The following is a 21,813-nucleotide window of genomic DNA, read 5'->3' on the forward strand; positions in this document are numbered from 1 at the left end:
ACTAAATCCAACAGACCCGAACAGTACCGCACGTGAGCCCTTCTAGACGAGGCCGGCGCGGACGGCGTACAGGGCGGCCTGCGTGCGGTCCTGAACGTCCAGCTTGCCCAGGATTGCGCTCACGTGCGTCTTCACGGTCTTCTCGGAGAGCGACAGCGAACGGGCGATCTCGCGGTTGGACCGGCCGCGCGCCACCTCGGCCAGTACCTCCCGCTCCCGCGCGGTCAGGGCCGGCTCGCGGGCCGGTGCGTCGCCGGCGGCGAGGAGCCGGACGACATCCGGGTGCAGCAGCACGTGCCCGGCGTGTACCGCCCGGATCGCGGCCGCCAGCGCGGACGGGTCCACGTCCTTGTACACGTACCCGGCGGCGCCGGCTCGCACGGCTGGCAGTACCGCCGACGGCTCGGTGAAGCTGGTGACGACCAGCACCTTCGGCGGATCGGGGAGCGCCCGGACACGCCGCAGCGCCTCGGTGCCGTCGACTCCCGGCATGCGCAGGTCGAGGAGCACGACGTCGGGGCGCAGCCGTTCGACCTGTGACACGCACGTGGCGCCGTCGGACGCCTCGCCCACCACCTGGATGCCGTCCTGCACGTCGAGGAACGTCCGCAGTCCCTGCCGGACCACGGGGTGATCGTCGACCACCAGTACCCGGATCGGCTCACTCACCGGCGGGCACCTCCAGCCGCACGGTGGTACCCGAGCCCGGTGCTGACCTGACGCGAAGGCTGCCGCCGGCGGCCGACGCGCGCTCCCGCATCGACGCGAGCCCGAGCCTGCGCGCGGCCTGCGCCCGGGCGCCCGGGTCGAATCCGCGGCCGTCGTCGGCGACCGTCAGGACGACGCGCCCGTCCCGAGCGGCCAAGTCCACCGACACCGTGGTGGGCTCGCCGTGCCGGAGGGCGTTGTGCAGCGCCTCCTGCGCGATGCGGTACACCGTCTCCTCCCGCGCGGCGGTGAGCCTCGGCACCGGCGTACCCGTGAACGTGACGGTCGCCTTGTGCACCCGATCCAGCAGGTCCGCCTGCTTGCGCAGCGCCGCGTCGAGCCCGTCGCCGGCCAGGTCGACCGGGCGCAGGCCGATCAGGACGGCGTGCAGCTCCTCCACGGCTTCGGCGGCGAGCTGGCGTACCGTCGCGAGCTGCGCCGCGCCCCGCGCCGGATCGCGCTCCACGACGGTGGCGGCCGCCTCCGCCGTCAGCCGCAGGCTGAAGAGCTTCTGGGTGACCGCGTCGTGCAGCTCCCGCGCGATCCGGTTGCGTTCCTCCATGATGGACAGTTCGCGGCTGCGCTCGTACAGGCGCGCGTTGACGATCGCGATCGCCGCGTGCCCGGCCAGCAGGCGCAGCAGCTCCTCGTCTTCGGCCGTGAACCCGCCCGGTGACTGCTTGTTGGCGAGGAAGATCTCGCCCAGGATCTCGTCGCCGTCCACGATCGGCATGCCGAGGAAGTCGGTCAGCTCCGGGTGGGCCCGCGGCCACCAGCCGAACTGCGGATGGGTCCGGATGTCGGCCAGCCGCACCGCTTCCGGCGAGCACAGCATCTGCCCGAGTACCCCGTGCTGCTTGGGTGGCGGGCCGATCGCGCGCCACTGCTCGTCGGTGAGGCCGTCGGCGAGGAACTCACCGAAGCCGCCGCTGCGGTCCGGCACGCCCAGCGCGGCGTACCGCGCGTCGAGCAGCCGGCGCGCCGAGGTGAGGATCGTCTGTAGCACCTCGCGCACCGACAGATGGGCGGTGACCGCCAGCACCGCGGCGCTGACCTCGCGCAGCTCGTCCCGATCGCGCACGCCTCCACGCTACCCACCGTGAAGATCCGCGTACGTGGTCCTAGGGCTAAAGACCTAGGCGGCGCCCGTCCGTGGCCCGATGGCGGGCCCCGCGGGCCGCCATAGCGTCGTTGACATGGCTGGAGCAATCATCACCGGGGCTTCCCGAGGGCTTGGGTTGGCGCTCGCACACGGGCTCGCGGCGCAGGGATGGCGCCTGGTCATCGACGGCCGCGACGCCGACGCGCTGGCCGAGGCGGCCGCTGGCATCCCGCACGACGTGACCGCGCTGGCCGGCGACGTCACCGACCCGGCGCACCGGGCCGCGCTGGTCGAGGCCGCACACCGGATCGGAGGCGCGGACCTCCTGGTCAACAACGCCGGCATCCTCGGGCCGAGCCCGCAGCCGGCGCTCGCCGACTACCCGCTCGACGCCCTGCGCGAGGTCTACGAGGTCAACGTCGTGGCGCCGCTCGCGCTCACCCAGCTCGCCCTGCCGGGCCTGCGGGTACACAAGGGCGCCATCGTCAACGTCACCTCCGACGCGGCGGTCGAGGGGTACACCGGCTGGGGCGGCTACGGCTCGGCGAAGGCGGCCGTCGAGCAGGCGAGCCGGGTGCTGGCCGCTGAAGAGCCGGCGCTGCGCGTGTGGTGGGTCGACCCGGGCGACCTGCGCACCCGGATGCACCAGCAGGCGTTCCCCGGCGAAGACATCAGCGACCGCCCGGAACCCGCCACGGTGGTGCCCGCGTTCCTCAGACTGCTCGCGGACCGGCCACCGTCGGGGCGGATAAAGCTGGCTGATCTGTTCACCCCGGCGGACCTGTGAGGTTCACGCTCCCCACCGACCTGGAGGCGCACGAGCCGCCGGAGGCGCGCGGGCTGGCCCGCGACGGCGTACGGCTGCTCGTCGGCGAGGTGTCCACCGGTGCGATCAGCCATCACCGGTTCACGGACCTGCCGGACGTGCTGCGGGCCGGCGACGTGCTCGTGGTCAACACCTCCGGCACGCTCCCGGCGGCGGTACAGGTCGTGGGTGCCGGATTGGCCGTGCACTTCTCCACCGGCTTGGCGGGCGGCGAGTGGCTGGTCGAGCTGCGCAGCACGGACGGCAAGGCCAGCAAGCCGTACCACGGGGGCGTCGCCGGGCAACGACTGCCGTTGCCCGGCGGCGGGGCGGTCACCTTGCGGGAGCGGTACTCGCGGGACCGGCTGTGGCGAGCCACAGTGGACAGTGGCGGCGGCTCGGTGACGGCGTTCCTGCGCCGGTACGGCCAGCCGATCCGGTACTCCTACGTGCCCCGCCCCTGGCCACTCCCGTACTACCAGACCGTGTTCGCCACCGAGCCGGGCAGCGCGGAGATGCCCAGTGCCGCGCGCCCCTTCAGCGAGCACCTCGTGACCCGGCTGGTCGCGGCGGGCGTGCTGATCGCACCGGTACTCCTACACGCCGGCGTCGCGTCACCCGAGGCGCACGAACGCCCGTACCCGGAGTGGTTCGACGTCTCCGCGACGACCGCGCGCGTGGTGGCCGAGGCGCGCGCGGCGGGTCGCCGGATCATCGCGGTCGGCACGACCGCCGTACGCGCGCTGGAGAGCGCGGTCGGCGCGGACGGGGTACCGCGCGCGTCCAGCGGCTGGACCGATCTCGTGGTGACGGTGGATCATGGGGTGCGCGTGGTCGACGGCCTGCTGACCGGCTTCCACGAGCCGCGCGCCTCGCACCTGGACCTGCTGGAGACGATCGCCGGCAGCCCGCTGCTCGACGCGATGTACGAGGAAGCACTCCGATCCCGCTACCTGTGGCACGAGTTCGGCGACACCAACCTGATCCTCCCCTAGATTCCCCTGCCCCTCTTGTGGAGGGCGTTCAAGACGTTTTCCACCTTTACCGTGCCCGTCATCGCGGCCAGTGCGATGGCGGCCCGCGGCTCCCGCCAGTTGGCGCGCACCGCCTCCCGCGTCCAGCGCCAGGCGGCCGAGCGGTTGCCGGTGGCCGCCGACCAGCAGGCCAGCTGGCCGTAGACCCGAGCGGCGCCGGGCGGGCAGCCGCGGATCTCCGGGTGCCGAGCCATCATCCAGCGCAGCGACGAGATCTTCGTGGCGTACTCGTACGCGTAATGCGAGGACCGCCCCCACAGCACCCGTACCAGCGGCTGGTCGACATGCGTGATGGGCGACCGCCGCGCGGCGCGCAGCAGCAGGTCCCAGTCCTCGTTCTGGCTGCCCGGCGCATCCTCCGCGACCAGGCCGAGCCGCGCGGAGTCGACCAGCGCGCTCCGCCGGATGAGGAAGCTCGACGAGTGCAGCATCGACATCCGCGAGCGGGCGAGGTGGTCCACGGTCACCGCGTCGCAGCCGGCGAGGCGCGGCGTGTGCCGCCCGTTGTACTCCACCTCGATCGCACACGTCGCAAACTCGCCATCGCCGAGCGCCGCGACCTGGTGCCGCAGCTTGTCGGGCGCCCACTGGTCGTCGTCGTCGCAGAACGCCACGAGATCGGTGTCCAGGGCCAGGATGCCGGTGTTGCGGGCACCGGCGAGGCCGGGCGTACGCCAGTTCGCGGCGACGAGCACCGGTACGCCTTCGGTGGTGGAGAGCAGGTAGTCCGGCTCGGACTGGTCGTGTACCACGACGACGCGCAGCCGACCCGGATAGTTCTGGTCCCGGACGCTCGAAAGGGCGCGGCGCAGCAGCTTCGGGCGGTTGCGGGTCGGGATGACGACGCCGACAGAGGGTGTCATCGGCTCGACCTCAACGGGTACCCGTAGGCGCGCAGCAGCGGCGCGCACACGGCGCCCACCAGCCTGCGCTGGCTCGTCGGCAGCGCGCTGCGCCAGGTGTCGTCGCGGCGCAGCGGTACCTGGCCCACGGTGAAGCGCATCGGGTTGCCGGCGGCGCTGTGCACCGGCTTGAGCTCGGCGTGCTCCTCGGTGACGAAGTCGAGGTCGGCGGTCGACACGTCCAGCCCGGCGAACCCGGCCAGCTCCTGAAGCCCGCGGCGCGGGTCGGCGACGAAGTGCTCGTACCGCACCCGGCGCACCGGCACGCCTCGCCGCGAGAGCAGGCCGAACGCCGCGTTGTGCGCGTTCCACAGCATCGCCGAGCGGGCGGGGGAGTACCGGGTCATCTCGGCGCCGCCACCGGCCTCGGGCCGCGCCACGGTCTTGGTCCACGAGTACGCGACGCCGCGCGCGTCCCGGACCACGTGCACGACGCGCAGGTCGAGCGCGCGGGACCAGCGCAGGCAGTGCGCGAGCGCGCTGTGCTTGGAAGAGTCGATGACCACGCTGGCCCCCGACACCGTGGCCGCCGCCTCGTAGATCGCGGAGTAGTAGCCGGCGTACTCCTCGATCAGCTCGACGTGGTCCTCGGGCAGCCGAGCAGCGGCCAGCCGGGGGATGTGGCGGGTACGTTCGACGGTCTCCCGCAGGGCGAGGACCCGGTACACGTCGACCTGATGCCAACCGCCGAACGCCCGCTCGCCGACCGCGTCCCAGAAGTCGCACGCCGAGAACGCCGCCCCGCAGCCGCACCGTTCGTCGTCGCGGATGTCGCGCTGCCAGAGGTGCACGACCTCGCCCAACGCGCACATCCCGGGAAGTTCGCCTAGCAGGCGCTCGATCAGCGTGGTCCCGCTGCGGCCCAACCCGCCGATATACAGCACCCGTGCCACTTTTCTCCACCTTCGCTCGTTCTGTCCATATAACGAACGATCAAGGACTAGGACCGGTATGTCCGAGCGAATAGTGTTGGATGGCATCGAGATCGACGCCCTCACCGAAGGCGAGGTCGTCGCGCGGGTCCGGGAGGCGCTGGACCGGGGTGAGGGCGGCCGGATCGTCACGCCCAACGTCGACATCCTGCGGCAGGCGGGTACCGACCCGGAGGTGCGCGACTATCTCGACGACGCCACGGTGGTGGTCGCCGACGGCGCGCCGCTGGTATGGGCGAGCAAGCTCGCCGGCACGCCCCTGCCCGAACGCGTGGCCGGCTCCGACCTGATCTGGTCGCTCTCCGCCGGCCTCGGCCAGGACGGCCGGTCGGTCTACGTGCTGGGCGGCGAGCCGGCCGATCCGGGGTTCATCGACGGCGCCGGGCGGGCCGCCGCCGAACTGGCCGCCGCGTCCCCCGGCCTGCGCATAGCCGGCTGGCGCAGCCCCGACTACGGGTTCGAGCGGGACTGGTACGCGCTCTCCTCGGTGTGCGGCGAGGTGATCGAGGCCAAGCCCGACCTCGTGTACGTGGGTATCGGCTTTCCCAAGCAGGAGTGGCTGATCTCGCTGCTGCGCCCGGAACTGCCGTTCACGTGGTTCCTCGGGTGCGGTGCGGCGGTCAACTTCGTCACCGGTGACCAGGAGCGGGCGCCACGGTGGATGCAGCGTTCCGGGTTGGAGTGGGCACACCGGCTGAGCAACGAGCCACGCCGGCTGGCCGGCCGCTACCTGCGCCACGACGCCCCGTACGCCCTACGCCTACTCGCCTCCAAAGCCGCCGGCCGCTAACGACCTATTCCAACGAAGACCTGATCCAACCCATGATCTGAGCTACCGCGACGCCCGTCGTGGCGCAGGCCGTTGCTCCCGCAGCCTCACCCTCCGCGCCAGTCACGCTCAAATCCCTGATCTTGTCGCCTCATGGGCGCTCGGACAGGGGATTTCGCTGCGCACCCGGCGACACGCCGTGTCGCCACCCCCTCTGCGCCGATCAAGGCCGAACGCACGCGGTTGGATCGCTTTTCCGCGTGCATTCGCCCTTGATCGTTGCGCTTTTCCTTGATCGGCGCCGTTCGGGCGCTGCGGTTCGCGCGGCCACCGCCGCCCGCGTCACGCGGCGGCGCTCCCACCCCTCCTTCTCGCCGATCTTGCACTGGTCATGTCCCATTCCGGGCATTCCGCCATGACAAGTGCAAGATCAGCGTGGCGAGCGCACGCGTCGCCGCGCCCTGCGCGGTGCGCCCTGCGCGGTGCGCGGTGCGCGGTGCGCGCCGATCAAGGGCATTTGCATGGATCAAGGGCGAATGCACGCGGAAAAGCGATCCAACCACGTGCGTTTGCCCTTGATCGACGGAAGCGGCGTGGCGACACGCCGTGCCGGGCCGGCCTGGGGCCGACGCGCGCGGAAATAGAGATCCAACCACGTGCATTCGCCCTTGATCGGCGCGAGGCGCGAGGCGGGAGGCGCGAGGCGGGAGGCGCGCGGGAGGCGGGAGGCGCGCGGGAGGCGGGAGGCGGGAGGCGTGCGGGGTGTGGCGACACGCCGTCACGGGCGGGCGGCGGCGCCAGGGGAGAGGATCAGGGCCGAAAGTAGCGGTCCTGGGCCATCGCCCGGAACTCGGCGAAGGCCGACGGGTCGTCCGCGAGGCGGAACTGCTGCTTCGGTCCCGTGTTGCCCTCGGGATCGGACTCGAAGTAGGACACCGCCTTGATCTGCGGGTTCGCCTTGAAGAGGGCCGCCGCGTCGCGCAGCCACGCCGCCCGCGCCGCCGAGCCCCACTCCCGCGCGACACCATACTCCCCGACGATGATCGGCTTGGGCCGCTCCGCCGCCCACCGCAGGAAGGGCGCCATCAGCTCGCGCAGCGGCCGGAAGTCGCTCGCGGCGTACACGTCGACGCAGGTCCAGTCGACGGCGTCGTCGCCAGGGTAGAAGTCCGGCGCGTCGCCCCGCGCGAACCCTTCGGCCGTCGGGCACCACACCCACGACGCGTTGCGCGCCCGCTCCTCGTCGAAGATCTGCCGGACGTGCCGCCACGCCGCCACGAAGTCGGCCGCCGACCACATCGTCGCGCGCAGGTTCGGCCGGTCCATCTCCCAGCGGAAGCGCAGCAGGATCGGCACTCGCGCCGCCCGCACCCGGCGAGCCTGCGCACGGATCAGGGCGTCGTGCCGCCCCGACGTGATCGAGCGGGTGTCGCCGGACGCCCAGCTCAACATGATCGTCTGGCCCTGCCGGAGGAACTCCTCGTCGGACTCGGTGCCGAACTCCTGGTCGAACCGCCGGTACGTGTTGACGATGTCCAGCCGCCGCCCGAGGCGTTGCTGGAGGTCGTCCATCGCGACGAGCCGGCCCGCTTGGCGGTAGCTCTCCGGCTGCACCCAGGCGCCCACGAGGGCACCCCGCTGCGGCGCGGCGACCGGGCCGGAGCGGAACGGCCCGGGATCGGTCGCCACGACCGACGGCGCCGGCTCGGGAGCGGGCCGCGGCTCGGTGCCGCCGCAGCCCGCGAGCGCGAGCGCGGCGACCAGCGCGACGAGGCGCCTCACCGCTTGGCCCGCAGGGCGTCCAGCGCCAGCACACCGCGCAGCCGATAGGCACCATAGGCATAGAGCAGGATCGCCGCGGCCAGCGCGCCGATCAGCGCCGCCGGGCCGGTGCCAGCCGTCGCCGCTACAGCATGTGGGAGTACGCCGAAGCACCCCACCGCCAGTCCGCTGGCCACCATCGTTCCCGTGCCGAAGGGGTGCAGCCCGACCGACCGTCCAACCTGGACCAGCGGCGCGATGTTGTTGATCAGCACCGCGACCGCGAGCCCGGCGGCCGCCCCGACCGCGCCGAAGTGCGGGATCAGCACCAGGTCGAGTGCCACCATGGCGGCGAGCGCCGCGGTGACGTTGGCGAGGTTCCAGCGGGTGCGGCCGGCCATCGACAGTACGACGTCGACCATGCCGCAGCCGGTGGCGACAAGCATCGCGCTGGCGAGTACCACGACGACCGGCCCGCCGGCCGCGTACTCCGGGCCGAACAGTCCAAGGTAGACCGGCGCGTACGTGCTGACGAGCAGGTACAGGGGCCAGGTGAGCAGCACGAGCCAGCCGGTGGCCGTCTGGTACAAGGCGTTGGCGGTATCCCGTTCGTTCCTGGCCAGCGCCTCGGCGAGCCGGGGTTGCACGCTCTGGGTGATGCCCTGGTTGGCGAACTGTCCAAGTACGACGAAGCGCCCCGCCACCGCGTACGTGGCCGCCGCGGCGAGCCCGCCGAGGCTGGCGACCAGCAGCACGTCGACCCGCTGCAGCGCCTGCTGCGCGACGCTGGCGAGCGCGCGCGGCCCGGTGAACCGCCAGAACTGTGCCCGCAGCGCGCTCATCGCCCGGTGCCCGGCCCGTTTCGTCGACCCGCTCTGATACGCGCCGCGCAGGGCGTACCCGGCCAGCAGCGCGACGGGGATGTACGGCGCGACCCAGGCGACCGCGTAGGCGCCGGGCGACCGGACACCCGCCACGGCCAGCCCGGCGACCGCCGCGAGCTGCATCGCCGGCCGGCAGATCCGCTCCAGCAGCACCGTCGGCCGGATCATCGCGTACCCGCGGGTGGCGGCCAGCATCGTGTCGGAGAGCGTGGCGAGCGGGAGGAAGAGCGCGAGCCAGTCGAGCGGCGTCGGGGCGGCGAACCACAGCACCAGGGCGAGCGCGGTCGACGCGGCGGTGACCGGCGTGAGACCGATCCGCAGGCACGCGCCGAGCAGGTGTCCCCTGTCCTGCGCCCGTAGCCTCGCCACCCAGTACACGAGCCCGGTCTGCGTACCGAGCTTCGCGACCGCCCCGGCGAGCACGAACCCGGCGGTGGCCGCGAAGAACGCTCCCGCGCCCTCGGCACCCAGTACCCGCGCGACGAGCCACGCCACGAGGACTCCGGAAGCGCCTGCGGCACCGGCACCGGCGATGCCGGCGAGCCCTCCGCGAGCCACCCGCCGCTTCTCGTGATCAGGGCGTCCCTCAAGTGCCGTGGTCGGGGAGGTGGGCGGGGACTTCCGGGACGCCCTGATCACCGGGCGGTGGTCCATGTTGGAGCGTGACCGAGCCACTCGGACAGGGCCTCGTCGTGGTCGGCGAAGTGGGCGGTCAGCTCGCGGCGCACGCAGGTGTCCATCGCGGCGCCGCGCGGGCGCGCGTTGTGCTTCAGGAACGGCGGATCGCCCAGATGCGGCAGGCCCAGGAAGTCCAGCACCTCCGCGTACACCGTGGCGGGCGTCGCGAAGAACCGCTCGCTCTCGACCACCAGGATCCGTTCGCGCTCCACGTGCGCGGCCATCTCAGCGAGGTACCGGGCGTACTCGCCGCGCGCCCGGTACCCGTGGTGCTGGTGGGCGAAGCTGTAGTACCGGGGCTCGGCGCGCAGCCGCTCCTCCTGCCCGCGCAGCCGTGCCGGCTCCAGCGCCAGCGCCCGCCCGAACGACGTCTCCGACTCGAAGCCGCGCGCCAGCTCGTGCGCGTGGTGCGAGTACGCCCGCTCCACGGGATCGCGGACCAGGGCGATGAGCCGCACGCCGGGCAGGTCGCGGGCGATCCGGGCGGCCGCCTGCGGGTGGTACAGGTAGTACGGGCTGGACTCGAAGGTCTGTGCCGGCGCCCCGTACCGCTGCGACGCCTTCAGAGCCGTGCGCTGCAGCGGGAAGTGCGCCCGGTACCAGGCCGGTCCCCGGTGATACGACGTGTCGAAGTAGTGCACGCCCTTGTGCAGCACGGCTTTGAGCACCACCGGGTGCGCGGCGAGCGCCCGGTACAGCGATGTGGTGCCGCAGCGCTGGCCGCCGCAGATCAGAAACGACGGCAGCATCCGGGCCGGCGCGGTGATCCGGCCGTACGAGCGTGATCCGAAGTGGACGGCGCGCTTGACCGGCGCGGGCACCCGGCTAGAATTGATCATGAAAGCGCCTCCACGCGGCGGATGAGGACCGGCAGCAGCCAGGTGCCGAGAACGCCCAACCGGGCGCCCGCCTCGGCCTGCCGGTCGGCGAGGTATCTGGTGGCCAGGTCGACCAGGTACAGCAGGGCGGTGATGCCGGCCGCGTGGCCGGTGACCTCGAACGGGCGCAGCAGCCCCGGCGCCAGCTTGAGCGTCGCCTCCACGGCCGCACCGGCGTCCGATGTGGACTGGATGCGGCGCTGGAGCTCGTAGTGCACGGCGTCGAAGCCGAGCGGCGTGCCCGTGGTGAACCGTTCCCAGTCCCACACGAGCAGCGTGTCGGCGAGCGTCGCCATGTTCCACGGTGCCCAGTCGCCGTGCCACGCGCCGTACCGCAGGTCGACGTCGCTGGTCCGATCGACGAGCGACCGTGCCGCCGTACGCAGCGTGGCTCCCTCCGGCCGGTCCGACACGGCGTCCAGCCGCTCGCGCAGCTCCGCCCAGTACGGGCTGGTGGCCAGCCAGCTTCGGGAGGTGCCGCAGCAGCCGGAGACCTCACGCATCGCGTCGACCAGCCGGTCCGGCGCGAGCGCGGCCCGGGGCCGCCACACCGGCAGGGCGGACTGCACCAGTACCTGGTGGCCGCGCCACTGCCCGGCGTGCAGCACCTTCGGTACGGTCAGGTCGCGCAACCCCACGTGGGACAGCGCGTTGAGCGCGGTGGTCTCGGCGCGCACCAGCCGGCGGGTCAGCGGCCCGGTGCCCATCTTGGCGAAGCCGAGTGTCTCGCCGTCCGGCGCGATGAGTTGCAGCACCGGCTTGCGGTTGGCCCGTGCCGGTCCGATGTGGACGCTGATGGCCAGGTCGGTGCCGAGCGCGTCGCGCAGGTACCCGTCGATCGTGTCGCCGGCGTCGCCGCACACCCGTACCCGGTGGCGCAGCAGCACCGCCGAGGCACCCGGCGTGCGCAGGGCGGCCACGACGGCGTCCCGCTTCCACCGGGCCACCCGCGACTGCGGTTCGGCGTACCGGCGCACCGCCGCGGCGGCGATCCGGCGGTTGCGGGTCGGCACCAGCAGGCGCGGGCGGCGCGCGTCGGGCACGACCACGTACTCGGTGACCAGCGGCGTGCGGGCGCCCCGGGTCGTCGTGCACGGTTCCGGATAGAGCAGGCCGAGCACCTCTTGCAGGTACTGCGCCCGCAGCGCGGCGTCGCCAACCTTCAGGCTGGCCGGCGCGGTCTTAACTGGACTCATCGCAGATCCTCGTTCCTCCACAGGAGCGCATAGGCCAAGAACATGAAGGCGAGGGGTGTGACAAGCGCGTTGTACCAGAGCATCGCGGCGAACGTGCCGAACAGTGCGCACCCGCCCGCGATGCCGATCGCGCTGCGGTCCCGCCGGAACCGCCACAGCCCGTACCCGAAGAAGCCCAGATATCCGGCCGTGCCCACGATCCCGTGCGCGAAGATGAGCTGCCAGAACTGGCCGTTGCCACCGATCGTGAAGTTGCCGCAGCGCTCGCACTCGGCGCTCTCGCCCACCGTGATGGAGTTCCGGCCGCCCATCGTGTCCCGTGTCGAGCCGAAGCCGATGACCGGTGACTCAGCCATCCCGCTGACTGCCCGCTCCATCAGGAACGAGCGGACGCCGTTGGACTTGCCGTCGTCGAGGCGGGCGGTGACCACGGTGCCGAGGGGGGTGGCCACCAGGGCGCCGGCCACGGCCACACCGGCGAGGGCCAGCGCGCCGATCGCCCAGAGCCGGCCGGCGAACGCGAGCCGGACCGCCGCGTACACGGCCGCGACGCCCAGTCCGATCCACAGTCCACGGTTGAGCGAGTGCACCACCGGTACGACCGACACCGCGATGCAGGCCACCGCCAGCACGCGCGCCCGGCGCTCCTTGGCGTACCCCCACGCCCACGCCGCGAACCACACGACCAGCAGGCAGAAGTTGTTGCCCCAGGTGTTCGTGTACCCCCACGGTGCCGCGGGACGCGGATGGGAGTCGCGGACCACGTCCATGATCTGCGCTGCGTACGGGTGCACGAGCGATCGCACGAACCCCTTCTGGCGTACCCCGTGCGGCAGCAGCAACTCGACCGGCGACGTGAACTCGAAGTGGCCGGCGAACACGCCCAGCAGCCCACCCGCGACGGTCACGGCGAACAGCCACGCCAGCAGCCGCACCAGGCGCTCCCGCGACAGCTCGGCCTCGGAGAGGTTGCCGGCGTACAGGAGCATCACGGTCAGCGCGGCGTACCAGACCAGCCGGAAGCCCACCCCGAACAGCCGCCCACCGGCGCTCTCGTCGACCGCACCGACCGGTTCGGCGTCCAGGACGGTGACACCGACGACCACGGTCACCAGGAACACGACCCACAGCCCGAAGCCGGGTGGCAGGCGCACCGGCCGCCCCGCGAGATGCGCCCGCAGCAGCGCGGCGGCCATCGGCACCGCCACGATCGCGAATCCGAGTACGCCAAGACCCAGCGCCCACCACAGTGGATAGAGCAGCAGCAGGCCGGCGAGCGGCCACGCGGGGAGGCTGGCGGTCCGCGGCCGGGCCGCGAGCGCGGTCGTCACTTCCGGGGGCCGGTGCGCGGGGGTACCCGGATCACGGCGGTGGCGGCGGACAGGTCCACCTCGGTCTCGGAGAGCGGCGGCGACGCGGGTAGCGCCCGTGCGGGCTTGCGTTCGATCGCTGGCACGTCCTTCTGGAGGTCGAGGTTGAGCCGGGGCAGCACCACGGCGCCCAGCAGCGGGGTGCCGACCCGCCGCAGTTGCTCGGCCGCGTCGGTCACCTCCGGCCGGCGGGTACGCCGCCGCTCGACGGCGATGATCGCGGCGTCGGCGAAGCTGGCGAGGCTCTGGGCGTCGGCGCTGCTGGCGGTGGAGGGCGCCTCGATCACCACGTACCCGGGCCGCGCGCTGAGCAGGTCGAGCGCGTCACGCAGTCCCTGCGACTGCATGAGCCCCGCCGCGCTGGCGGTACCGCCGGTGGTGACCACCCGCAGCGACGGGATCCGCGGCGCCGGCTGTACCGCCTCGGCGAGACCCACCCGTCCGGCGAGCACGTCGGAGAGGCCGGGCGTCGGCGCGACCCCGAAGATCGAGGCGAGCGGTGCCGTGTCGGTCACGCTGTCCGGCTGGTGCGCGCCGACAAGGATCACGTCGCTGCCGGTACGGGCGAGTGCGGCGGCCAGGTTGGCGGCGACCAGCGTGGACGCCATGCCGCGGCTGGCACCGGCGACGACGACCACCTTGTCGTCCGGCCCGAGGGACGCCACGACCTCGTTGCGCAGGCGGTTGAAGGTGCGGCCGCCGGCGGCGTACGGCTGGAAGACGTCGTCGAACCGCGGCTCCTCCTCCTGGCCCAGCTCGGCGAGCACCGGCACCCGGCTGCGGCGGGCCACGTCGCCGGCGGTGCGCACCCGCCGGTCCAGCCGCTCCCGGGCCAGGGCGAGCCCGAGTCCGAGGAGTACGCCGAGCATGGCGCCGGTCGCGAGGTTGAGCATCCGGTCCGGCTTGCTGGGCGTCTCGGGCAGCCGGGCGTCGCTGATGATCTTTCCGCCGGTGACCGTTGCCGTGGTCAGGTCGTTCAGCTTGCCGCTGAGGTTGTTGAGCTGGTTCTGGGTGGTCGAGCGCTGGCTCTCCAGGTTGGGGCGCTGCGGGTTGCTGTCGGGCAGCCGGGCGAGCCGGCCGTTGATCTGGGTCAGCGAGCCGCTGAGCTGCTTGACCTTGGCGTTGAGTGCCGCGATCTGCGCGTCGATGTCGGCCTTCGCGCTCTCCTCGCGGTTGCGCAGGTACGCCTCGGCGAACGCGTGCGAGCCGGCGCGGGCGGCGGCCGGGTCGCTCGCGCCGTACGTGATCACCAGGACGGCGGTGTTGGCCGGTACCTCGACGGTGACGTTGCGGGCCAGCTCGTCGGGGGCGGTGGTGGCGCGCATCAGCTCGGCGGCTCCGGCCGCTACCGCGGTGGAGCGCACGAGCTGGGCCTCGGTGTCGAGGTTGATGTCGCCCTTGGTCCGCCCACCGACGACGTTCGTGTCCTGCCCGGCCGGCTGTACCAGGACCGACGTGGACGACTCGTAGAGCTTCGGCTGGGTCGTGGTGTAGAGCAGCGCGCCGCCGATGCCGATGCCTACCAGCAGGAATAACACCCACCAGTGCCGCCGCAGCATCACGAAGTAGTCGGAAATGTCGGTCGGAGCCGGGCGCGGTGCCGCTTGGCTGGCGTCCATGGGGAGGGCGGGACCTTTCGCGAGGGCTGGGGGATCTGAATGGGTCAACGGGCGGCTGGGCCGGTACGTAACTCCCAAACCAGGTCACACAAAACGGACTTAAGCTTTATAGTGCATATTCAGCACCAACCGGCACTAGTGCATCGGCAGTAACGAAGGCGGTCGCGGAGAAGGGCGGCACTGCCATGGCCAGAGCACGCATTCTGACCGGCGTCGGCATAGCGGCCGGCGCCACGGCGTTCGCCGTCCTGCTCGGGTACCTCGGTGGCTCGTTCAGTACCGCGCCCGACCAGCGGATCGCGGCCGCCGAAGACACGTACGCGGCCACGGCCGACCCGCACCGCGCAGGTGGCGGGCGCCCCGAGCTGATGGCCGGGGGAGTGGGCGGCGGTGCCGCGATCACCTACCTCAAGTTCACGGTGCGCGGGCTCCGCGGCGGCAAGCCGCCGGTCCGGGCCGAGGTGCGGCTCACCCGCCGCGTGGGCGACCTGCCCAAGCACATCGAGCTGACCCGGGTACCGTCGACCGGCTGGCGGGAAGCGAGCCTGAACGCCCGGTCGGCGCCTCCGCTCGGCGCGGTGGTGGCCAGCGCCCGCCCCCGCGCGCAGGACCGCATGGTGATCTTCGACGTCACCCGCGAGATCCGCGGTCCCGGCACGTACTCGTTCGGCGTGACCGCGCCGATGGGTTTCGCGGACTTCTTCGCCTCGGACGGCGCCTGGGACAGGTACTTCAAGCCGACGCTCTGGCTGTCGTGGCTGGGCAAGGCGCCGGAGCCGTCCGCGACGCCGTCTGGCTCCCCGTCGCCGGCTGACTCCCCATCTCCGTCCGACTCGCCGTCACCGTCCGACTCGGCCTCGCCGTCGCCGGGCGACTCCCCGTCGCCTTCGGACACGCCCGTGCCGTCGAGCGAGCCTTCGCCGTCGAGCGAGCCTTCGCCATCGGGTGAGCCGACACCGTCGAGTGAGCCTTCGCCGTCGAGCGAACCAACACCGTCCAGTGAGCCGTCCGGCCAGCCGTCGCCCTCCGGACAGCCGTCGGAGTCGCCGTCCCCATCGGAGTCGCCGTCGCCCGGCGAGCCGTCTCCTAGCGAGCCGTCGCCCAGCGTGCCGTCCGGATCGCCATCGGACTCGCCGTCTCCGTCGCCGTCCGACGATCCGGACCCGGAGTGCGTCGTCGGCGACAAGCTGGTGCCCACGTGCGGCGCCCTCTGGGGCGTGGCACCCGGCGCGCACACCAGCACCCCGCGCCACCTCGCGCTACGCGACTTCGAGACCAAGACCGGCCGCCCGCAGGCCGTCTACCACGCCTACCACCGGGGCACCGAACTCTTCCCGACCCCGGAGGAGACGGCCATCGCCCGTGACCGCATCCTCTTCCTCAACTGGAAGCCGCGCGGCGCGTCCTGGGCCCGCATCGCGGCCGGCGACCCCGCCACCGAGCGGTACCTGGACCGGCTCGCCATGCACATCCGGCACACCCTGACGGCACCGTTCTTCCTGACCGTGCACCACGAGCCGGAGAACGACGTGCAGTCGCGCCAAGGCTCCGGCTACACCGCGAAGGACTACGCGGCCATGTTCCGGCACGTCATCAGCGGTCTACGGGAGCGCGGCGTGGACAACATGGTGTCCGTGATGGTGCACATGGCGTACGTCAAGTGGACCACCCAGCCGTGGTTCGAAGACCTGTACCCGGGCGACGACGTGGTCGACTGGGTCGGCTGGGACGTGTACGCGTACAGCGAGCCCGGGTACGGCCACGGCGACTTCGCCGAGATGATGAACCGCCGCTCCGGCGACAAGCCGTCATGGCCGGGCTTCTACAACTGGGCCGCCGCGCGACACCCCGACAAGCCGCTGATGCTCGGCGAGTGGGGCGTCTGGCACTCCGCGAAGAACCCGGGCCACCAGGCGTACTTCTTCGACACGGTCGCCAAGCAGATGGCGCTCTTCCCGAGGGTCAAGGCGCTCGTGTACTTCGACACACCGGCCGACCAGCGCGGCAACGACTCCAGAGTGGACCGTACGCGTCAGGGGCTCGACGCCTATCGCCAGCTCGGGCAGGAACGGATGTTTCAGGTGCGCGTCACGCCGGCTGAAGACGCGGCTCGACCCAGCCCGTCTCCGTGAGGTGATCGAGTACCGCCCGCACCGCCTCGTCGATCGAGACCTCGCTCGCGTCGATCACCAGGTCGGCGTCGGTGGGCTCCTCGTACGGATCGTCGATGCCGGTCATGCCGGTGAGCTGGCCGGCGCGCGCCTTGGCGTAGAGACCCTTGCGGTCGCGCTGCTCGCACACGGCTAGCGGCGTGTTGATGTACACGAGGACGAAGCCGGCACCGGCGGTCTGCGCCATCGCGCGAGCGGTGGCGCGCGCCTTGGCGTAGGGCGCGATGGGGCAGCACAGCGCCATGCCGCGATGCCTGGCCACCTCGGCGGCGACCCAGCCGATCCGGCGGATGTTGGTGTCGCGGTCTTCCTTGCCGAAGCCGAGCCCCTTGGACAGCTCGCGCCGGACCACGTCGCCGTCGAGCAGGGTGACGGTGCGGTCGCCACTCTCCCGCAGCGAGTCGGCGACGCCGCGCGCGATGGTCGACTTGCCGGAGCCGGAGAGCCCGGTGAAGAACACCACGAGGCCGCGGTGGCGGCGCGGCGGGCGGGCCCGGGTCAGCTCCTTGGCGACCGCGGGCGGCGTGTGCCACTCGGGCAGCGGAAAGCCCCGGTCGAGCAGATCGTTGATCTCGTCGGGGCGCAGCGCGAGCCGCCGATTGCGAGGCGGGATGTCGTCGCGCCAGCGCCACTGGCCGTCGCGGTTGTCGTACGCCAGCTCGCGCGGCACGAGCACCCGAGGCCCGCCGCCGGAGAGCATCTCGCCGGTCGAGAGCAGGTGTGTCACGCCGTACGCCGCGGCGACCTTGGCGCGCAGCAGCGCGTCGCGGATCTCGTCGCCGCGCCGGGTCAGCGGCACCGCCACCAGGGTGGCGGGGGGCATCCGGTCGCGGGCCGCGAAGACCGCGCGTACCAGCACCTCGGACGGCAGCCCGTCGGGGCCGGGCTCGGCGATCGGGATGAGCACGAGCAGGTGTGCGGCGAGGGTGCGGGCCGCGTGTGCGATCTGAGCGAGCTGCGGGCGGTGCAGCGGCCGGTCGGCCACCACGCCGAGCACCCGGCCGGGCGGCAGCAGCGACTTGACCTCTTCCGGGGTACGGCGCAGCCGCTGGAACGGGCCGTGCCCGCCGTCGCCCAGCCGGCGTACCGTGCCGCCAACGCCGTAACGCCCGTCGCGGGTCGGCCACGCGTCGGTGACGTCGACCGCGGCTACCGGCGCGCCTTCCGGGTCGGTGATCACGAGCGCCCGGTGCAGCGGGTTGTCGAGCTGCAGGCCGGCGGCCAGATCACCGGGGACCTCCAGGGTCACCGGCACGGGCCAGGGCGTGCCGTCGACCAGGCGTCCGCGCCGGGCGAGGCTCGCGAGATCGGCCCGGTGGAGGAAGCCGGTCAGCGGCGCGTATGCCCCAGCGAGCAGCAACTCGAGGTCGGCTAGTTCGTACGAGCGCGGCGTATACGCCGGCGCGTCACGCAGCACCTCGTCGGGCAGCACCCACCCGTTGCTCATTACACCCCCAACAGCGAACCGGACCACAGTTTCGCAGCCGCCCGCCCATCGGTCGAGAGTGCCACGGCCCGGTGTTGTCGGCTACCGGACCCGAGACCAGCACGGTCGGTATAGTGACCGTATGGCACAAGATGATGACCGGTGGCTCGCGGCTGCGTACGTGGAGCCGGCCGTCTTCGAACTGCGGCCGGACTACCGCGCGCTCCTCATTCTCGCCGATGGCCTCCAGCCCGGACCAAGCGACGGCACAACCGAGAAGGTGCTGCGTTCGGCTGAGGAGGGTGCGGTCTCCGAACACCCCCATCTGGACGCCTGGCGAGACGCGTTCCGCGGGTTCGGCGCCAAGCCACAGCGCACCCGCCCGAGCGTCGACGCGCTCATCCGGCGGGCGCCTCAGGGGTTGCCGAGGATCGATCGGCTCACCGACGCGTACAACGCAGTGTCGGTGGCGCACGTGGTGCCGATCGGCGGTGAAGACGTCGACCGCTATCAGGGGCCGCTGCGGCTGGTGCGCGCCACCGGAGACGAGCCCTTCGACACCACGGCCGGCGGCGAGCCAGCGGTTGAGCACGCCAGCCCCGGCGAGGTGGTCTGGCGAGACGACCTCGGTGTCACGTGCCGCCGCTGGAACTGGCGGCAGTGCGTGCGTACCCGAATCACCAGCACCACGACGCGTGCCGTCTTCATCCTCGACGCGCTCGGGCCGATGAGCGACGCCGACCTCGCCGCCGCCGGCGACGCCCTCACGGCCACGCTCCGGGCCACCAGCCCGGGCGTCACCCTCACCACGAGAAACCTGAGAGCAACCTGAGAACTAAGGGCTTGGCCAGGGTAAGGCCGGATAGAAACCGGGGTACCGGATCCATACGCTGACCCCGTGACCCTCATCGCGACCCAAGCGCTCACCAAGACGTACGGCGGCCGGGTGACCGCGCTTGCCGATCTCACGGTCAGCGTCGAGCCGGGCATCGTGGGGCTGGTCGGTGCCAACGGCGCCGGCAAGTCCACCTTGATCAAGATTCTGCTGGGGCTGCTCGCACCGACGAGCGGCTCGGTACGCGTATTGGATCTGGACCCCACGACCGACGCCGCCGCGGTACGCGCGCGGGTCGGATACATGCCCGAGCACGACAGCCTGTCACCCGACCTGTCCGCCGCCGAATTCGTGACCCACCTCGGGCGCATGAGCGGGCTGCCCCGCACGGCCGCCCGCGAGCGCGCTTCCGAGGCGCTGCGCCACGTCGGCCTCTACGAGGAGCGGTACCGCCAGATCGGCGGCTACTCGACCGGCATGAAGCAGCGGGTCAAGCTGGCCCAGGCGCTCGTGCACGACCCCGACCTGCTGCTGCTCGACGAGCCCACCAACGGCCTGGACCCGGCGGGGCGCGATGCGATGCTGGCGTTGATCCAGCGGATCGGCACCGAGTTCGGCATCTCGGTCGTCGTCTGCTCGCACCTGCTCGGCGAGGTGGAGCGGATCTGCGACTCGCTGATCGCGATCGACGCCGGCCGGCTGCTCCGCTCCGACAACATCTCGGCGATGACCACGGTCACCGACGTACTGGCCGTCGAGGTGAGCGAGGGCCTCGACGAGCTGGCGGCCCGGCTCGACATGCTGGGGCTGACCGCACGCAGAGACGGCCGGCTGTTGCTGGTACCCCTCGAGGATGACGAGACCTACGACCGCATCCTGACCGCGGTGGCCGAGCTTGATTTGCCGTTGCACCGCCTCGACCAGCGGCGTCACCGCGTCGCCGAGCTCTTCGCGACCAGGGAGGTGACCCATGTCTGAGCTCTCGGGTGTCATCCACGACATCGGATACCAGCGTTACGCCGGTCCTCGCCTGGGCCGCCGGTACGTGTTCGGCTCGCTCTACACGCACGGCCTGCGCACCGCCTTCGGGCTCGGGCGCAGCGCCAAAGCCAAGATCTTCCCGTGGTTCGTGCTGGGCGTCGTGGCGATAACGGGCCTGATCCTGGCGGCCGTACGGGCGCAACTCGGCGAGGTCGTCGTCACGTACAACGCGTTCCCCGACACCATGTCCTGGCTGGTGATCTTCTTCGTGGCGGTGGTCGCGCCCGAGCTGGTCTCGCGTGACCTGCGCTCGGGCGTGCTGCCGCTGTACTTCTCCAGGCCACTGCCGCGGGGCGACTACGTGTACGCGAAGTTCGCGGCCCTGGCCACCGCGGTCTGGATCCTGCTCGGCGGGCCGCAGCTGCTGATGTTCCTGGTGGCCGCCTTCTCGGCCGACAACCTCAGCGCGGTCTGGACCGAGGTGGGCGACCTCGTGCCCGGCCTGATCTACGCGCTGCTCTGGGCGGGAGTCTTCGCCGGCATCGGCCTGCTGGTCGCCTCGCTGACCGGCAAGCGGGCCTTCGCGGCCGGCGGGATCGTCGCGGTGTTCCTCATGACCACGCCGATCGTCGGGGTATTCGCCGTGCTGCCATCCAAGGCACTCAACGAGCTGGCGCTGCTGTTCAGCCCGTCCAGCCTCGTGTTCGGGGTGGGCATCTGGCTCTTCGGCTCACCCGACGGCAACGACGACATCGGCCCGTTCGGTCCCCTGTACGCGGCCGTGGCGGTCGGGCTCGTCGCCGGCTGCGTCGCGCTCCTGCTGGCCCGCTACCGGAAGGTCGCATCGTCATGACGGATGTAGTGCTCGATGGGGTCTCCAAGTGGTACGGCAACGTGGTCGCCGTCAACGACGTGACCATGACGCTCGGTCCCGGTGTGACCGGGCTGCTCGGCCCGAACGGCGCCGGCAAGACCACCGTGCTGCACATGATGGCCGGGTTCCTCGCGCCCTCGCGGGGTGCCGTCACCGTCGGCGACGTGCCGGCCTGGCGCAACCCTTCCGTGTACGAGCGGCTGGGGCTGGTCAGCGAGCGTGAGGCGGTGCACGACTTCCTGACCGCGCGGGAGTTCCTGGAGGTGAGCGCGCGGCTGCACAAGCTGCCCGACCCTTCGGCGGCGGCGCAGCGCGCGCTGGAGCTGGTCGAGATGACCGACGCCCAGAACCGCCGCATCGGCACGTACTCCAAGGGCATGCGGCAGCGCACCCGGGTGGCCGCCGCGCTCGTGCACGATCCTCAGGTGCTGCTGCTCGACGAGCCGTTCAACGGGATGGACCCGCGGCAACGGCTGCACATGATGGACCTGCTGCACAATTTGGGCGCCTCCGGACGCACCATCCTCTTCAGCTCGCACATCCTCGAAGAGGTCGAGCAGGTCTCCGGCACGGTACAGGTGATCGTGGCGGGCCGGCTCGCGGCGTCCGGCGACTACCGGGCGATCCGGCGGCTGATGTCGAACCGGCCGCACGTCTTCGCGGTGCACTCGACCGACGACCGGCGGCTGGCGGTCGCGCTGATCGGCCAGCCCTCGGTCACCGGCGTCGAGATCGACAAGGCCGGGCTGACGGTACGGGCCGGCGACTACGGCAGTTTCACCCGCGCACTACCCAAGATCGCGCTAGCCGAGGGCATCCGGGTGCGCCGGCTGCTGCCCTCTGACGAGTCCCTGGAGAGCGTCTTCTCCTACCTGGTGGAGGCATAAA

The 21,813-nt window shown here is 72.0% G+C and carries 19 protein-coding genes; 8 read left to right on the forward strand and 11 right to left on the reverse strand.

The window, feature by feature from the left end; all coding sequences use genetic code 11:
• Window positions 1-42 precede the first annotated feature (42 nt).
• Window positions 43-669: a response regulator gene (locus QMG73_RS18395; protein WP_281897198.1), complete on the reverse strand. Its 627-nt coding sequence runs from the start codon at window positions 667-669 to the stop codon at window positions 43-45.
• Window positions 662-1,789, reverse strand: coding sequence for a GAF domain-containing sensor histidine kinase (locus QMG73_RS18400; protein WP_281897201.1), 1,128 nt, complete (start codon window positions 1,787-1,789; stop codon window positions 662-664). The genes QMG73_RS18395 and QMG73_RS18400 overlap by 8 nt, the downstream gene beginning before the upstream one ends.
• 115 nt (window positions 1,790-1,904) lie before the next feature.
• On the opposite strand from QMG73_RS18400, the gene QMG73_RS18405 reads away from it, so the two are divergent.
• Together QMG73_RS18405 and QMG73_RS18410 are read left to right on the forward strand one after the other, a co-directional pair.
• Window positions 1,905-2,597, forward strand: a complete 693-nt coding sequence (locus QMG73_RS18405; protein ID WP_281897203.1) for an SDR family NAD(P)-dependent oxidoreductase — start codon at window positions 1,905-1,907, stop codon at window positions 2,595-2,597.
• A complete protein-coding gene (locus tag QMG73_RS18410) occupies window positions 2,594-3,610 on the forward strand; it encodes an S-adenosylmethionine:tRNA ribosyltransferase-isomerase (protein ID WP_281897206.1) in 1,017 nt (338 codons plus the stop codon). The genes QMG73_RS18405 and QMG73_RS18410 overlap by 4 nt, the downstream gene beginning before the upstream one ends.
• Here the strand turns inward: QMG73_RS18410 and QMG73_RS18415 are convergent.
• Both QMG73_RS18415 and QMG73_RS18420 read right to left on the reverse strand, forming a co-directional pair.
• Entirely contained in the window at window positions 3,607-4,512 is a 906-nt protein-coding gene (locus tag QMG73_RS18415; protein WP_281897208.1) for a glycosyltransferase family 2 protein, read from the reverse strand. The genes QMG73_RS18410 and QMG73_RS18415 overlap by 4 nt on opposite strands.
• Entirely contained in the window at window positions 4,509-5,444 is a 936-nt protein-coding gene (locus QMG73_RS18420) for a sulfotransferase (RefSeq protein ID WP_281897209.1), read from the reverse strand. The genes QMG73_RS18415 and QMG73_RS18420 overlap by 4 nt, the downstream gene beginning before the upstream one ends.
• Before the next feature lie 58 nt (window positions 5,445-5,502).
• Here QMG73_RS18420 and QMG73_RS18425 point away from each other — a divergent pair, with 58 nt between their 5' ends.
• Window positions 5,503-6,273, forward strand: coding sequence for a WecB/TagA/CpsF family glycosyltransferase (locus QMG73_RS18425; RefSeq protein WP_281897210.1), 771 nt, complete (start codon window positions 5,503-5,505; stop codon window positions 6,271-6,273).
• 789 nt (window positions 6,274-7,062) lie between these two features.
• On the opposite strand, the gene QMG73_RS18430 is transcribed toward QMG73_RS18425, so the two are convergent.
• The 6 genes from QMG73_RS18430 to QMG73_RS18455 form a co-directional block, all read right to left on the reverse strand.
• Complete coding sequence (locus QMG73_RS18430) at window positions 7,063-8,034, reverse strand: glycosyl hydrolase (RefSeq protein WP_281897211.1); 972 nt, start codon at window positions 8,032-8,034, stop codon at window positions 7,063-7,065.
• Entirely contained in the window at window positions 8,031-9,455 is a 1,425-nt protein-coding gene (locus QMG73_RS18435; protein ID WP_281897213.1) for a lipopolysaccharide biosynthesis protein, read from the reverse strand. The genes QMG73_RS18430 and QMG73_RS18435 overlap by 4 nt, the downstream gene beginning before the upstream one ends.
• A 77-nt stretch (window positions 9,456-9,532) precedes the next feature.
• On the reverse strand, window positions 9,533-10,414 hold the full coding sequence (locus QMG73_RS18440; RefSeq protein ID WP_407676821.1) for a sulfotransferase domain-containing protein: 882 nt from the start codon (window positions 10,412-10,414) through the stop codon (window positions 9,533-9,535).
• Window positions 10,411-11,649 carry a hypothetical protein gene (locus tag QMG73_RS18445; protein ID WP_281897215.1) on the reverse strand — a complete coding sequence of 413 codons (1,239 nt, stop codon included), beginning with the start codon at window positions 11,647-11,649 and terminating at the stop codon, window positions 10,411-10,413. The genes QMG73_RS18440 and QMG73_RS18445 overlap by 4 nt, the downstream gene beginning before the upstream one ends.
• On the reverse strand, window positions 11,646-12,980 hold the full coding sequence (locus tag QMG73_RS18450) for an O-antigen ligase family protein (RefSeq protein WP_281897218.1): 1,335 nt from the start codon (window positions 12,978-12,980) through the stop codon (window positions 11,646-11,648). Before QMG73_RS18450 ends, QMG73_RS18445 begins: the two co-directional genes overlap by 4 nt.
• A complete protein-coding gene (locus QMG73_RS18455; protein WP_281897220.1) occupies window positions 12,977-14,638 on the reverse strand; it encodes a Wzz/FepE/Etk N-terminal domain-containing protein in 1,662 nt (553 codons plus the stop codon). The genes QMG73_RS18450 and QMG73_RS18455 overlap by 4 nt, the downstream gene beginning before the upstream one ends.
• 185 nt (window positions 14,639-14,823) lie before the next feature.
• Between QMG73_RS18455 and QMG73_RS18460 the strand changes: the two genes are divergently transcribed.
• A complete protein-coding gene (locus QMG73_RS18460; RefSeq protein WP_281897222.1) occupies window positions 14,824-16,770 on the forward strand; it encodes a CBM96 family carbohydrate-binding protein in 1,947 nt (648 codons plus the stop codon).
• On the opposite strand, the gene cysC is transcribed toward QMG73_RS18460, so the two are convergent.
• Window positions 16,727-18,256, reverse strand: a complete 1,530-nt coding sequence (gene cysC / locus QMG73_RS18465; RefSeq protein ID WP_281897225.1) for an adenylyl-sulfate kinase — start codon at window positions 18,254-18,256, stop codon at window positions 16,727-16,729. The two genes, QMG73_RS18460 and cysC, sit on opposite strands and share 44 nt — an antisense overlap.
• Before the next feature lie 121 nt (window positions 18,257-18,377).
• Between cysC and QMG73_RS18470 the strand changes: the two genes are divergently transcribed.
• The 4 genes from QMG73_RS18470 to QMG73_RS18485 all read left to right on the forward strand — a co-directional run bounded on the left by QMG73_RS18470 (window position 18,378) and on the right by QMG73_RS18485 (window position 21,812).
• Window positions 18,378-19,067, forward strand: coding sequence for a B3/B4 domain-containing protein (locus tag QMG73_RS18470; protein ID WP_281897226.1), 690 nt, complete (start codon window positions 18,378-18,380; stop codon window positions 19,065-19,067).
• Between the two features lie 66 nt (window positions 19,068-19,133).
• Window positions 19,134-20,048, forward strand: coding sequence for an ABC transporter ATP-binding protein (locus QMG73_RS18475; RefSeq protein ID WP_281897228.1), 915 nt, complete (start codon window positions 19,134-19,136; stop codon window positions 20,046-20,048).
• Window positions 20,041-20,904: an ABC transporter permease gene (locus QMG73_RS18480; RefSeq protein ID WP_281897231.1), complete on the forward strand. Its 864-nt coding sequence runs from the start codon at window positions 20,041-20,043 to the stop codon at window positions 20,902-20,904. Before QMG73_RS18475 ends, QMG73_RS18480 begins: the two co-directional genes overlap by 8 nt.
• Window positions 20,901-21,812: an ABC transporter ATP-binding protein gene (locus tag QMG73_RS18485; protein ID WP_281897233.1), complete on the forward strand. Its 912-nt coding sequence runs from the start codon at window positions 20,901-20,903 to the stop codon at window positions 21,810-21,812. Before QMG73_RS18480 ends, QMG73_RS18485 begins: the two co-directional genes overlap by 4 nt.
• Window position 21,813 lies beyond the last annotated feature (1 nt).

This window comes from Phytohabitans aurantiacus, from assembly GCF_027923225.1.
Classification (GTDB): domain Bacteria; phylum Actinomycetota; class Actinomycetes; order Mycobacteriales; family Micromonosporaceae; genus Phytohabitans; species Phytohabitans aurantiacus.